Here is a 12,996-nt window from a genome sequence, read left to right as displayed (position 1 = left end):
CTCACCTAATGCTCCACGTAGAGCATTTCATTTTTTAGTATCTCCACTATATAATCTTCAATCTTTTCTCCCCTTATTTCTGATTTTTCCAAAAGACCTTTATACAGTTCTTCTTCTAGGGAAATGTTTAGTTGCACATGCTTAGATTTTAATTCTTTTATAATTGGAATTATTTTTGATTTATGTTCCTGTATAAATTCCACGTCAAAGGAGGTGGGAATGTTTTTTATATTAATTCCTTCTTCCTTTGTTTCAGGATTGATTCCCACATCTAAGTCCAATCTTTCAGTTAAGTTTATAACCACTTTTTTAAATCTATCCTCATCCATATAAACACCACTTAAATTATATTTCGCTCCACGTGGAGCATTCCTTATAGTTATTATACTTCAATTTCCCCCTAATGCAAATATAGACGACATATTCAATGTCGTCTATAAAGGTCTATTTTTAGGTTTTCCTCCGCCTCTAGGGTATTTTTTAGGTGTTTTTTTTATTTTTTTTATTACTATTAGATAGTGAGTAATGTCCATGGGAAGCCTAACTTCAATAACTTCTTTTAATTCTCCTCCCAATATATCCATAGCCGACTTTGCTTTTTCCAACTCCATTAAAAACTCCGGACCCTTCATTGCTATAAAATATCCTCCTTCTTTTACGAAGGGAAGGTCATATTCCAGAAGGGTAGATAGATTGGCAACAGCTCTTGACGTTGCAATGTCAAACTGTTCTCTGTATTCCGGTTTTCTTCCCAGCTCCTCAGCTCTTCCGTGAACCCTTTCAATATCTTGTAAGTCCAACTCTTCAATAACTTCTTTTAAAAATCCCAGTCTTTTATTTAGAGAATCCACAAGGGTGATTTTTAAATCCTCATTATAGATTTTCAAGACCAATCCCGGAAATCCCGCGCCGGTACCTATGTCTATTACACTTTCCGCTCCATTAAAATACTTGGTTTTAAAAAGGGAAAGGGAGTCTAAAAAATGTTTCACATCTACTTCATCACTATCTGTAATAGCGGTTAAGTTCATTTTCTCATTCCATTGAAGTAATAGCTCTTTATATCTTATTAGTTTATTTACATTTTTAGGCTCTAATCCAAAGTCCTTTATTTTTTTCTCCAAAGTCATTTTAATCTCCTTAACTGTTCTAAATATATTAAAAGCACATTTATATCAGCAGGGGAGACTCCTAAAATTCTTGAGGCCTGTCCTATGGATTCAGGTTTTATCTTCTGTAGCTTTTCTCTGGCTTCAAGTCTTAGGCCGTCTATTTTAGAATAATCTAAATCAAGGCTTAACTTCTTATTCTCCAATTTTTTAAATTGATTTATCTGCATTTGCTGCTTTTTAATATAGCCCTCATACTTTATTTCCGTTTCCACTTCTTCTATAATATCCATTCTAAGTTCAGGTCTTTGAGGGTCAAATACCTTTACTTTTTCATAGTTAAGTTCAGGTCTTCTAATTAACTCTAAAAGACTTTGAGGATTTTTAATAGGGGAGGATCCTATTTCCACTAGGGTTTTATTGTTTAAGTCAGAAGGATTTATTTTTATATTTCTAACTCTTTCTATTTCTCTTTCAATATTTTCTTTTCTATAGAGAAATCTCTCATATTTCTCCTCGCTTACCAAGCCTACATCATAACCCCTTTGTGTAAGTCTTAAATCTGCGTTATCCTGTCTTAGTGTAAGTCTATATTCAGCTCGAGCCGTCATCATTCTATAGGGCTCCTTGGCACCTTTTGTAACTAAATCATCTATTAACACACCGATATAGGCCTCGGATCTGTTTAAAATAAAAGGTTCTTTACCTTTAATTTTCAAAGCTGCATTAATGCCCGCCACAAGTCCTTGTCCCGCCGCTTCTTCATAACCTGAAGATCCGTTTATTTGACCGGCAAAAAATAGACCCCATATATCCATATGCTCAAGAGTACGCTTTAGCACTGTAGCATCTATGGCATCATATTCAATGGCATAGGCAGATCTCATAATATAACAGTTTTCCAATCCCTCTATTTCATGGTAGAGTTCATTTTGAACTTCCTCAGGCAGGGAAGAGGATACACCTTGAATATACATCTCATCAGTGGTAAGTCCTTCTGGTTCAATAAATACCTGGTGTTTGTCCTTATCTCTAAACCTCATTACCTTATCCTCTATAGAAGGGCAGTACCTTGGTCCCACACCTTCAATATCTCCCAAATAGAGAGCGGACCTGTTAATATTTTTTAAAATAATCTCATGACTTTTTTCCGTAGTATAGGTTAAATAACAGACCTCCTGCTTCTTTGTTAAATTATTATCAATATTGTCAAAGGAAAAGGGAACTATCTTATCATCTCCTCTTTGAATTTCCATCTTTGAAAAGTCAATGGAGGACTTTAAAACTCTTGCAGGTGTACCTGTCTTTAATCTGATTAAATCAAATCCCAGCTTGCTTAAAGAGCCTGACAACTCATTAGCAGGTTGAAATCCTTGAGGACCGGAAGGGTAGTTTACCTCTCCCATATATATACGTCCCTTTAAATAAGTTCCTGTACAGATAATTGCAGTCTTAGTCTTATAAATGGCTCCGGTCCTTGACTTAATTCCCACAATTTTATTATCTTCTATTAGAATTTCCGTAGCCTCAGCTTCTCTTAGAAATAGATTTTCCTGATTTTCAATAACCCGTTTCATACTTTCATGGTACCTTCTCTTATCAGCTTGCGCTCTTAAAGAGTGGACTGCAGGTCCCTTAGATGTATTTAACATTCGGGATTGAATAAAGGTCTTGTCTATATTTTTTCCCATTTCGCCACCAAGGGCATCTATTTCCCTTACAAGGTGACCCTTTCCAGTACCTCCAATATTTGGGTTACAGCTCATTGCCGCTATGGAATCCAAATTAATACACAGAAGAACTGTTTTTAAACCCATTCTTGCAGTGGCAAGAGCAGCTTCACAACCTGCGTGACCTGCTCCCACCACAACTACATCTGATTCAGATGCAATATACTCCTTTATTTCTGCCATACTCCTCCTACTTTCCTATACAAAATTCACTAAATACTTTATCTAAAACGTCCTCAGTTGTAGTTTGGCCCGTAATTTCCCCCAAACTGGATAGGACATCCTCTAAATTAACTTCCAATAAATCCAAAAACATTTCATTTTTAATGTCCTTTTTAACTTCATACATTGAATCTCTAGCTTTTTTTAAAGCTCTTACATGTCTTAAATTGTTAACATAAATATCAGAGCTTTCCTTTATCTCGCCTCCAAAGAACAGTTCTTTTATCTCATCTTCAATTTTTAAAATTTCCCCTTGGCTTACTACGGAAATATTTAAATAATTTCTATCTCCTAAAAGATCTTTAATGTCCTCTTCACTTACAGCTCTTTTTAAATCCGCCTTATTCATTAAGACTATGGATTTTTTAGATTCTATTAGCTTTATTATCTCTCTGTCATCGTCGTCAAAAGGTCTTGAACTGTCAAAGATTGCAATAATTAAATCACTGTCCTCTATGGATTTTTTAGCTAAGTCCACGCCTATTTTCTCAACTTTATCCTCTGTATCTCTAATACCTGCAGTGTCGGTAATTTTAAGCAATATTCCATCTAAATTTACATAATCTGTAATAACGTCTCTTGTCGTTCCCGGAATATCCGTTACAATTGCTCTTTCATCACGAAGTAAACCATTTAGAAGGGAGCTTTTGCCCACATTTGGTTTACCTAAAATAACAGTATTAATTCCGTCTCTTAAGAGTTTACCTCTATTGGCGTTTTCAATTAATTCATTTAAATTGTCCATAATATAATTTGCATCTTCATCAAGGGACTTATAAGTTGCCTCTACGATTTCATCTTCGGGAAAATCTATATTGGCAACTATTAAAGCCGTCATTGCCATTACTCTTTCCCTAATCTCCTCAATTTTTCCCGAAAGGGAACCCTCTAACTGTCTAATACTTACGTCATAGGATATTTCCGACTTGGATTTAATTAAATCTATTACAGCCTCCGCCTGGGTAAGGTCCAATCTTCCATTTAAAAAAGCTCTTTTTGTAAACTCGCCGGGTTCTGCTATTACAGCACCTCTATCTAAGGTTAGATTTAAAATTTTTCTTACGGAAATTATACCTCCGTGGCAGTAAATTTCCACTACATCCTCTCTTGTGTAGGTATGAGGCGCTTCCATTTTCACAATTAACACCTCATCTACAAGTTTGGAACCATCATATATATGCCCATATAGAAGCTTTCTGTTTTCAGAGATATCCAAAGATTTCTTTCCTATGGGTTTAAATATATTATTAGCTATTTCAATGGCTCTATCGCCACTCATTCTCACTATTCCAATTCCCGCTTCTCCCGTTGCCGTGGAAATTGCGGAAATAGTTTCATTATTTATCATCAAAATCATCCTCGCTGGCTATTAAAATATAATACAATAAAACTTTACTTTTTACTATAAAGTCATTAAACTCCTAAGTCTATTTTAATACACAATTAATCCTTATTATAGTATAAATTTATAATATAAAAAAACCGAGTTTCCCCGGTTTTAATACTTTCTTTCCTTTTGAATTACAATCTTTCTATATGGCTCCTTACCCTCTGAGTGTGTTATTACTCCTTCATAATCTTGAAGTGTCTCATGGATTATCTTTCTCTCCTGTGCACTCATAGGCTCAAGTCTAATAGACCTGTTAGTTCTCAATACCTTAGCAGCCATTTTCTTTGCAAGTTCCCTTAAAGTTTGCTCTCTTTTATTTCTGTAACCACTTGAATCTACAATTACTCTAACATACTCTTCTGAATTTTTATTTATTATTAAACTTAAAATATATTGTATTGAATCCAAGGTTGCTCCTCTTTTTCCAATTACTATACCAAGTTTTTGCTCATCGCCAAGTATGTTTATATTAAGAATATTGTCTTTTCTCTCTATTTCCAGATCATAGTCAACTCCAAGCGATTCCATAAGTTTATCCATAAATTCTCTTGTAATGTCCTCTTCAGTTTTATCACTTACAACTTCTTTTTGAACTTCTTCCACTGGATCTTCATCTACAAGAGATTTATTTTCAAATTCATCTGTTTCCGGTTTTCTTTGGCTCTTCTCTGGATCTTCACTAAATATTTCCTTTAATATATCCTTAGTATCTTCTACTTTAGATACTTTAACCGTTGCCTGTTTTGAACCTATAATTCCCAAAAAACCCTTTGAAGGTTCTTCGATTACTTCCACTTTCGCATCTTCACGTTTAATATTCAGTTCAGTTAGAGCCTCACTTACGGCTTCATCAACAGTCTTAGCTGTTTTTATTACATAATTCATTTAACTTCCCCCATGTTTTTAGCAACAATAAAGTTAGAAATTAACTGCTGTACTATGGCAAAAAGGTTACTTATAGTCCAATATAAAACCAATGCAGCCTGCATTTTTCTCGCCATTATAAATATCATTATAGGCATTACTACCATCATACTTGTCATCATAGACTGAGACTGTTGATTTTGCATAGCCTTATTAGCCGGGTTTAAATTGGATACAAAGGACGTTAAAAACGTCGTCAAAGCAGCAATAACTCCTAAAATCATAGAAGAGTCTATTTCCTCTAAATTTTGTATGAAGAAAAAGTTCTTACTCATTTCAGCAAAGGCCTTAGCATCTGTAAAGGCATACTTTGCCGGTTCCCAGAACACCCTATAAAATGCCATTAAAATTACCAGTTGTACAATCATAGGAAGACATCCCGACAACATATTATAATTTGCATCTTTGTAAAGTTGTTGTTGTTTAACCATTAAAGTTTTTTCATCATACTTATACTTTTTCTGTAATTTCTCTAACTCCGGTTGAAGTTCAGCCATCTTTTTTTGATTTCTCAATTGCGATATAGTTACAGGCACCATTACTGCCTTTAATATAATAGTTGCAATAATTATTGAAAGCGCAAAAAAAGATATACTTTCAGGTTCGGAAGGGAATGTTGATGCCAACACATCATATATCAGTTTTAAAAACATCCCCAATAATCTTCTTATATATTCCATTATTCCTCCTAGTGTTAAGGAAGGGGATCGTATCCTCCTTTAAAAAAGGGATTACATCTTAATATTCGTTTTATAGAAAGATAAGATGCCTTAAAAAATCCATACTTTTCAAAGGCCAGGTAAGCATACTGCGAACAAGTGGGATAGAATCTACAATGAGCTCCCGTTAAAATGTATTTTGAGATGACCTTTTGATAAAATCTTATTAAAAGAAGTACTATTTTTCTCATAATATCACCTTAATCTCTTAGCTAAGTGTAAAAAGGACTTTTCAAGTTCATCAAAGCTTAAATTATCAATTCCCTTCTTAGCCACAAATACATAGTCATATCCATCTTTTAATTCATTAAAATTTTTTCTGTAGATTTCTCTAAGTCTTCTTTTCAGTTTATTTCTAGTCACAGCATTTCCGATTTTCTTAGTTATGGTAAAGCCAACTCTTTTATTATTTAAGTTGTTTTTTTTATAAAACACTGTGAAAGTCTTATTTCCATTTACATTTCTTGCCGAATATACCCTTTGAAAATCAATGTTTTTCTTTAAATAACAATCCTTCATTTTTCCTCATTAAATAATTAAGCTGAAAGTATTTTTCTGCCTTTTCTTCTTCTTGCTTTAATGATATTTCTACCTGCTCTCGTTCTCATTCTAGCTCTAAAACCATGTTCTCTTTTTCTCTGTTTATTTTTTGGTTGATACGTTCTCTTCATTGAAATTCACCTCCTAATTACAATACTACAGATTATATTAGATTTATGCTGATATTGTCAAGATTTTATGGGGAAAGATTTATTAAAATAAGCTCTTATCTCAACTCCTTCCTGTTGATAAGTTGGAGTTTTTTTGTTAAAATATATGTTGATAACTTTATTAATTTGTTTATATTAATTTTTTTGTTTATAAAAAGAGTTATAAACACTTTGTTGATAACTTGTTTATAAACTCTATTTTTTAGACTTTTTTACTTAAAATCCATATTTTAGTAATTAACTTATCAACAACAACTTTAGAAAATTTACTTTATCAACACATTATTAACATTTGTTAATAACTTTATCAATAGTTTTTTATTAACATTGCTTCATTGTTAATAATTTAGGAGGCTTAAAATGGAAAAAGATCTCTCCACTATTTGGAGTGAAGTCATGAATAATTTAGAACAGCAAGCTATGTCTGTTGCCTTTAACACTTGGTACAAGGATATGAAGCTTAAGGACATAGACGAAGAAGAGAGGATATTTTACTTAACAGTGCCCATTGAATTTATTAAAAACAGACTTTCAAATAATCCCACTCAATTAAAACTTATTAAAAAGTGTATAAAGGAAGTTACAAAAAAGGAGTACAATCCCGTAATTTTAACGGAAAATGAAAGCAGTATCCCTGTTAAAAAAAGCAGCAGCAATTTTCTTCCTGAATCGAGACTTAATAAAAAGTATATATTTGAGAACTTCGTAGTGGGAAAAAGTAATGAATTTGCACATGCGGCTTCTTTAGCTGTGGCTGAAAGCTATTTAAATCCAGCTGAAGCACATTCAAATCCGCTGTTTATCTATGGGGGAGTGGGACTTGGAAAAACACACCTTATGCAGGCTATTGGCCATTTCGTCCTTTCTCAAGACCCCACTAAAAAAATACTCTATGTAACTAGTGAACAATTTACAAATGAATTAATAAATTCAATTCAAACAAATAAGAATGAGGCTTTTAGAAATAAGTACCGAAAAGTTGACCTCTTATTAATAGATGATATTCAATTTATTGCTGACAAGGATAGGACACAGGAGGAATTTTTCCATACTTTTAACGAGCTGCATGAATCCAATAAACAAATAGTTCTAACTTCAGACAAACCCCCAAAGGAGATAAAATCTTTGGAAGAACGGTTAATATCAAGATTTGCCTGGGGACTGGTCGTAGATATAGGACCTCCTGATTTGGAAACACGAATTGCAATACTTCGCTCAAAAGCTGAAACAGAAGGTTTTATAGTACCTGATGACGTAATTAATTTTATTGCTGAGAACGTAAAAAGCAATATACGTGAGCTTGAAGGAGCACTTTCCAGAGTTATGGCCTATTCAAAACTTACTACAGGGGAAATTACAGAGCAAACAGCTGCCATAGTCTTAAAGGATATTTACAATACTAAAAAGGAAAAGGTAATTGATACTCAAATTATAAAAGAAGTGGTGGCGAAAACTTATAAAGTCAGCATTGATGATATAAATTCCAAGAAACGAACGAGAAGTATTGCCTATCCAAGACAGATTGCAATGTATATATCAAGGGAGTTAACTGAACTGTCACTTCCGAAAATAGGTGAGGAATTTGGAGGAAGAGACCACTCAACTGTAATTCATGCTTATAATAAAATTGAAAAAGATATGGAAGAAGATACTTCATTAAAGATAAAGATAAGTAATATAATAAGAGAGATAAAAGAATAACTGTTAATAAGTCTTAATTTTTACTCAGACTTATCAACAATGTATTAAAGAAGTTTTTTATTTAACTATCAACAGTAGAATCACTTATTCACAAATTAACAGGTACTACTACTATTATTAACTATATATACTATATTAGGAGAAAAATAATGAAACTGAAAATTAGTAAAAAAGATTTATCTAAGCATATATCCATAGTACAAAAAGCAATTTCCACAAGAACTACTATGCAAATCTTAGAGGGAATACTTTTAAAAGCAAAGGACAACATACTTACTTTAATAGCTTCAGATACGGAAATTACTATAAAAACCTCTGTAAGCGCTTTAGTATTAGAGGAAGGAGAAATTGTTATTAACTCCAGACTTTTTGGGGATATTATTAGAAAGTTACCCGATGAGACAATTGATATTGAAGTTGCAAGTACCAATATGAATATTAAATGTTTAAATAGTGAGTTTAATATTCAATGTCAGGTAAGTGACGAGTTTCCGGATTTACCGAGAATAGATGAAATTGTAAATGTAAGTATAAAGGCCTTTGACTTTAAAGAGGCTATAAGAAAAACTTCCTTTGCAGTTTCTTTTGATGAGACAAGAGTGGCTTTTACAGGAGTTCTAATGGATATAAAGGAAGATGAAATAAATTTCGTTGCCCTTGATGGATTTAGATTGGCTCTTAAAAAGTTAAGGACTCAGACAAATCAATCTATAAGTTCAATTATACCTGCCAGAAGTTTAAATGAACTTATAAAAATAATTGAAAACGAAGAAGCTATAGACATAACTATAGGAAATAATTCAATAAGATTTAATCTTGACAATACTGTATTTTATACCACATTATTAAGTGGAGAATTTTTTAAGTATGAGGGTTTAATTAGAGAAAATCACTCCACAATTGTACAAATAGATAAAAATAAATTTCAAAATGCCCTTGAAAGAGCAAGTTTACTTGCTAAGGAAGATAAAGCCAACTTGGTAAAATTAAATGTGGGAGAAAGTGAAATTGAAATAACTTCAAATTCAGAAATTGGAAATGTGGAGGAATTTGTAGATTCCGAAGTGGAAGGGGAAGAGTTAAAAATAGCCTTTAACTCAAAGTACCTTTTAGAGGGAATTAAAATTATAGAGTCGGAAAAAATAATATTAAACTTTACTGATTCTATAAACCCTTGCATTATACAGGAAGATGAAGACGAAGATTATATATACTTGGTTCTTCCGGTAAGACTTGCAAATTAGGTGAATTTATGAAAAGTGAAGATTATATAAAATTAGACAGCTTTTTAAAGTTAATGGGAGTTGCCCAAACTGGAGGAGAGGCTAAAATTTTCATAACTGAAGGTCTTGTAAAAGTAAATGGTGAAATTGAACTGAGAAGGGGAAGGAAACTTTATAATAATGATAAGGTGGAATTTGAAGGGGAAATTTTTGTAGTCGGTGAAAAATGAAAATTATAGACTTGGAAATTTTTAATTTTAGAAATTATGACCATTTACAATTTAAGCCCCATGGCAATATTAATTTGATAATGGGCAAAAATGCCATGGGAAAGACTAATTTATTAGAGGCTATTTATATATTGGCCTATGGAAAATCCTTTAAAGTAGCTAGGGACAATGAAATTATAAAGTTGGACTGTGAAAAGTCCAATTTAAAGGCCACTATGGAAAACTTTGGCTATGAGGATAAGTACCAAGTTGAGATAAATTTAAATGCAAAGAATAACTTTTATATAAATGAGGAATCTCTTAGCAGTAAGGAATATAAAAGAGATATGGCATCTGTAATATTTACACCTGCCGATTTGGATATTATAAAATTTTCTCCACTAGACAGAAGAAGGTACTTGGACAATTTAATTTCCAAAGTGGATGCTATTTATGATCATAATCTGTCAGTTTATAAAAAAATCCTATTTGAGAGAAATAGACTTTTAAAGAAAAGTTTTAACTACGACTTACTTGAAGTTTATAATTTTCAACTTTCTCAAATGGGAGTTAAACTTTTAAGAACAAGACTTAATTATATAAGGCAAATTGAAAAATATGCCAAGGAACATTTTAAAAATCTCTCAGGGGGAGATGATTTAAAGATCACTTACCTAAGTACAGTTCCCTTAAAATTGGAACAAAGTGAAATGGAAAGTATATTTTTAAAACATTTAAAAAATTCCCATAAGAGAGATTTGGAACTTAAATATACCACTGTGGGACCCCACAGAGATGATTTGGATTTTAGAATTAAAAATTTAAGTTCCAAGAAATTTGGATCTCAAGGTGAAATTCGTTCTGTGGTTTTAAGTTTAAAGTTGGCGGAATTAGATATATTAAGAGAAAAATTAAAGACAAATCCGATTTTACTTCTAGACGATGTATTTTCGGAATTAGATAAGAGCAGATCAAAGTATTTAGTAGACAGTTTTAAAAATAATCAAATATTTATTACTACTACAGATTTAAATGAAGATATTTTAAAGGATTTAATTGGAAAATATTTTGAAATAAATAATGGTAAAATAAATATATTGTAATGAATTAGGAGAATGTTAATGAAAGAGAATAACAACAGACATTATGGTGCAGAGGATATACAGGTTTTAACAGGGCTTGAACCTGTTAGAAAAAGACCGGGAATGTATATAGGATCCACTGGGCCTAAGGGTTTACATCACTTGGTTTATGAAGTTGTGGATAACTCCATAGACGAGGCTTTAGCGGGTATATGTGACTATATATTTATAAAAATTTATGAAGATGGCTCTGTAAGTATTGAGGATAACGGTTCAGGTATACCTACTGATATCCATCCTCAAACGGGAAAATCTACAGTGGAGACGGTTTTAACTATACTTCATGCCGGAGGAAAGTTTAATAACAATGCCTACAAGGTTTCAGGAGGACTTCACGGAGTAGGTGTTTCCGTAGTAAATGCTCTGTCTTCTGAATTAATAGCAACAGTTAAAAGAGAAGGTAAGGTTTTTGAGCAGCATTTTTCAAGAGGTATTGCCACATCTGATTTAAAGGAAGTGGGAAGTGTACCAGTTGAAGATACGGGGACTAAAATATTTTTTAGACCTGATGATGAAATTTTTGAAACTGTGGATTTTGACTTTGATACTCTTTCAAAGCGATTTAGAGAAATGGCCTTTTTAAATAAGGGAATTAGAATTGAATTTAAAGATGAGAGAGTAGATGAAGAGGGAAATAAAAAAGAAAAGGTAATGTACCACTATGAAGGTGGAATAAAGTCCTTTGTAGAATATATAAATAAAAAGAAGACACCGATTCATAAGGATGTTATATATATTGAAGAAATAAGAGAGGGAACTTCTGTAGAAGCTGCCCTTCAATATACAGATTCCTATTCGGAAAATATAATGACCTTTGCAAATAATATAAATACCGAAGAGGGCGGTACGCACCTTTCAGGATTTAGATCGGCTCTTACTAAGACCATTAATGAATATGGAAGAAAGTACAATCTTATAAAAGAAAAGGAAGAAAATCTGACAGGAGATGACGTAAGAGAAGGTCTTACGGGAATAATAAGTGTAAAACTTCCCGATCCTCAATTTGAAGGACAGACAAAGGCCAAACTTGGAAATTCCGAAACCAGAGGAATAGTAGAATCTGCAGTATCAGAGGAACTTTCCAACTTTTTAGAAGAAAATCCAAAGGTTGGAAAGATAATTTTAGATAAGGCACTTTCAGCAAGAAGAGCTAGAGAGGCTGCCAGAAAGGCAAGGGATTTAACCCGTAAGAAAAATATGTTGGAATCAATGACACTGCCCGGAAAGTTGGCGGATTGTCATAATGCCGATAATGAAACTACGGAAATATTCCTAGTGGAAGGTAATTCAGCGGGAGGTACGGCAAAAGACGGAAGAGATTCTGAATTTCAAGCAATACTGCCTCTGCGTGGAAAAATTATGAATGTGGAAAAGGCAAGACTTGATAGAATATTAAATTCCGATGAAATTAAAAATATGATTACTGCCTTCGGTACGGGAATAGGACCTGATTTTGATATAAATAATCTAAGATACAATAAGATTATTATAATGACTGATGCCGACGTAGACGGTGCTCATATAATGACCTTGCTTTTAACTTTCTTTTATAGATATATGCCTCAGCTCATAGAAAATGGACATGTATACGTAGCTCAACCACCTTTATTTGGAATTATGAAAGGGACTAAGGCTCTAAGGTATGCCTATGATGAAAAAGAACTTCAAAAGTCCTTAAATGAGCTTGGAAGAGATAAAAAATATGATATAAAAAGATATAAGGGTCTTGGAGAGATGAATGCAGAAGATCTTTGGGAAACTACAATGAATCCGGAACATAGAGTGCTTCTGAGAGTGGAAATAAAAGATGCAATTGAAGCAGATGAAACCTTCTCAATCCTAATGGGTTCAGACGTTGAACCAAGACGTGATTTTATACAAGAAAATGCAGTATTTGCAGAAAATATAGATGCATAG

The 12,996-nt window shown here is 32.9% G+C and carries 14 protein-coding genes; 5 read left to right on the top strand and 9 right to left on the bottom strand.

Annotation, left to right across the window (positions count from 1 at the left end; all coding sequences use genetic code 11):
• Positions 1 to 5: 5 nt before the first annotated feature.
• From EF514_RS00625 to rpmH, 9 genes are all read right to left on the bottom strand, one after another.
• A complete protein-coding gene (locus EF514_RS00625; protein ID WP_127722774.1) occupies positions 6 to 329 on the bottom strand; it encodes a hypothetical protein in 324 nt (107 codons plus the stop codon).
• A gap of 105 nt (positions 330 to 434) precedes the next feature.
• On the bottom strand, positions 435 to 1,130 hold the full coding sequence (gene rsmG / locus EF514_RS00620) for a 16S rRNA (guanine(527)-N(7))-methyltransferase RsmG (protein ID WP_127722772.1): 696 nt from the start codon (positions 1,128 to 1,130) through the stop codon (positions 435 to 437).
• Positions 1,127 to 3,022, bottom strand: a complete 1,896-nt coding sequence (gene mnmG, locus EF514_RS00615) for a tRNA uridine-5-carboxymethylaminomethyl(34) synthesis enzyme MnmG (protein WP_127722770.1) — start codon at positions 3,020 to 3,022, stop codon at positions 1,127 to 1,129. Before mnmG ends, rsmG begins: the two co-directional genes overlap by 4 nt.
• Before the next feature lie 7 nt (positions 3,023 to 3,029).
• On the bottom strand, positions 3,030 to 4,409 hold the full coding sequence (mnmE, locus tag EF514_RS00610) for a tRNA uridine-5-carboxymethylaminomethyl(34) synthesis GTPase MnmE (RefSeq protein ID WP_127722767.1): 1,380 nt from the start codon (positions 4,407 to 4,409) through the stop codon (positions 3,030 to 3,032).
• 150 nt (positions 4,410 to 4,559) lie between these two features.
• Entirely contained in the window at positions 4,560 to 5,336 is a 777-nt protein-coding gene (jag, locus tag EF514_RS00605) for an RNA-binding cell elongation regulator Jag/EloR (RefSeq protein ID WP_127722765.1), read from the bottom strand.
• The gene (locus tag EF514_RS00600) at positions 5,333 to 6,055 is read right to left on the bottom strand and encodes a YidC/Oxa1 family membrane protein insertase (RefSeq protein ID WP_240648971.1); all 723 of its coding nucleotides are present in this window, start codon (positions 6,053 to 6,055) and stop codon (positions 5,333 to 5,335) included. Before EF514_RS00600 ends, jag begins: the two co-directional genes overlap by 4 nt.
• 14 nt (positions 6,056 to 6,069) lie before the next feature.
• Positions 6,070 to 6,285 (bottom strand): membrane protein insertion efficiency factor YidD, encoded by a 216-nt coding sequence (yidD, locus tag EF514_RS00595; protein ID WP_127722763.1) that lies wholly within the window; start codon positions 6,283 to 6,285, stop codon positions 6,070 to 6,072.
• Positions 6,286 to 6,289: 4 nt separating this feature from the next.
• Complete coding sequence (gene rnpA / locus EF514_RS00590; RefSeq protein WP_127722761.1) at positions 6,290 to 6,613, bottom strand: ribonuclease P protein component; 324 nt, start codon at positions 6,611 to 6,613, stop codon at positions 6,290 to 6,292.
• 17 nt (positions 6,614 to 6,630) lie between these two features.
• Positions 6,631 to 6,765, bottom strand: a complete 135-nt coding sequence (gene rpmH, locus EF514_RS00585; RefSeq protein ID WP_127722759.1) for a 50S ribosomal protein L34 — start codon at positions 6,763 to 6,765, stop codon at positions 6,631 to 6,633.
• Positions 6,766 to 7,164: 399 nt separating this feature from the next.
• Here rpmH and dnaA point away from each other — a divergent pair, with 399 nt between their 5' ends.
• The 5 genes from dnaA (at position 7,165) to gyrB (ending at position 12,996) form a co-directional block, all read left to right on the top strand.
• The gene (dnaA, locus tag EF514_RS00580) at positions 7,165 to 8,505 is read left to right on the top strand and encodes a chromosomal replication initiator protein DnaA (RefSeq protein ID WP_127722757.1); all 1,341 of its coding nucleotides are present in this window, start codon (positions 7,165 to 7,167) and stop codon (positions 8,503 to 8,505) included.
• A gap of 149 nt (positions 8,506 to 8,654) precedes the next feature.
• Positions 8,655 to 9,749, top strand: coding sequence for a DNA polymerase III subunit beta (gene dnaN / locus EF514_RS00575; protein ID WP_127722755.1), 1,095 nt, complete (start codon positions 8,655 to 8,657; stop codon positions 9,747 to 9,749).
• Between the two features lie 8 nt (positions 9,750 to 9,757).
• Positions 9,758 to 9,958 (top strand): RNA-binding S4 domain-containing protein, encoded by a 201-nt coding sequence (locus EF514_RS00570; protein ID WP_127722753.1) that lies wholly within the window; start codon positions 9,758 to 9,760, stop codon positions 9,956 to 9,958.
• Positions 9,955 to 11,040: a DNA replication/repair protein RecF gene (gene recF, locus EF514_RS00565; protein ID WP_127722751.1), complete on the top strand. Its 1,086-nt coding sequence runs from the start codon at positions 9,955 to 9,957 to the stop codon at positions 11,038 to 11,040. The genes EF514_RS00570 and recF overlap by 4 nt, the downstream gene beginning before the upstream one ends.
• Positions 11,041 to 11,058: 18 nt before the next feature.
• Entirely contained in the window at positions 11,059 to 12,996 is a 1,938-nt protein-coding gene (gyrB, locus tag EF514_RS00560; RefSeq protein ID WP_127722749.1) for a DNA topoisomerase (ATP-hydrolyzing) subunit B, read from the top strand.

It is taken from the genome of Anaerosphaera multitolerans (genome assembly GCF_004006535.1).
GTDB lineage: Bacteria > Bacillota > Clostridia > Tissierellales > Peptoniphilaceae > Anaerosphaera > Anaerosphaera multitolerans.
Note: the sequence above shows the minus strand (reverse complement) of the source record. Positions and strands in the feature narration are given on the sequence as shown.

What these genes read in the sequence shown, in the direction of transcription:
- EF514_RS00570 (WP_127722753.1), top strand. Translation starts at nt 9,758, where the DNA reads ATGAAAAGTGAAGATTATATAAAATTAGACAGCTTTTTAAAGTTAATG.
- rsmG (WP_127722772.1), bottom strand. Translation starts at nt 1,130, where the DNA reads ATGACTTTGGAGAAAAAAATAAAGGACTTTGGATTAGAGCCTAAAAAT.
- EF514_RS00625 (WP_127722774.1), bottom strand. Translation starts at nt 329, where the DNA reads ATGGATGAGGATAGATTTAAAAAAGTGGTTATAAACTTAACTGAAAGA.
- gyrB (WP_127722749.1), top strand. Translation starts at nt 11,059, where the DNA reads ATGAAAGAGAATAACAACAGACATTATGGTGCAGAGGATATACAGGTT.
- mnmG (WP_127722770.1), bottom strand. Translation starts at nt 3,022, where the DNA reads ATGGCAGAAATAAAGGAGTATATTGCATCTGAATCAGATGTAGTTGTG.
- dnaN (WP_127722755.1), top strand. Translation starts at nt 8,655, where the DNA reads ATGAAACTGAAAATTAGTAAAAAAGATTTATCTAAGCATATATCCATA.
- mnmE (WP_127722767.1), bottom strand. Translation starts at nt 4,409, where the DNA reads ATGATAAATAATGAAACTATTTCCGCAATTTCCACGGCAACGGGAGAA.
- EF514_RS00600 (WP_240648971.1), bottom strand. Translation starts at nt 6,055, where the DNA reads ATGGAATATATAAGAAGATTATTGGGGATGTTTTTAAAACTGATATAT.
- jag (WP_127722765.1), bottom strand. Translation starts at nt 5,336, where the DNA reads ATGAATTATGTAATAAAAACAGCTAAGACTGTTGATGAAGCCGTAAGT.
- yidD (WP_127722763.1), bottom strand. Translation starts at nt 6,285, where the DNA reads ATGAGAAAAATAGTACTTCTTTTAATAAGATTTTATCAAAAGGTCATC.
- dnaA (WP_127722757.1), top strand. Translation starts at nt 7,165, where the DNA reads ATGGAAAAAGATCTCTCCACTATTTGGAGTGAAGTCATGAATAATTTA.
- rpmH (WP_127722759.1), bottom strand. Translation starts at nt 6,765, where the DNA reads ATGAAGAGAACGTATCAACCAAAAAATAAACAGAGAAAAAGAGAACAT.
- rnpA (WP_127722761.1), bottom strand. Translation starts at nt 6,613, where the DNA reads ATGAAGGATTGTTATTTAAAGAAAAACATTGATTTTCAAAGGGTATAT.
- recF (WP_127722751.1), top strand. Translation starts at nt 9,955, where the DNA reads ATGAAAATTATAGACTTGGAAATTTTTAATTTTAGAAATTATGACCAT.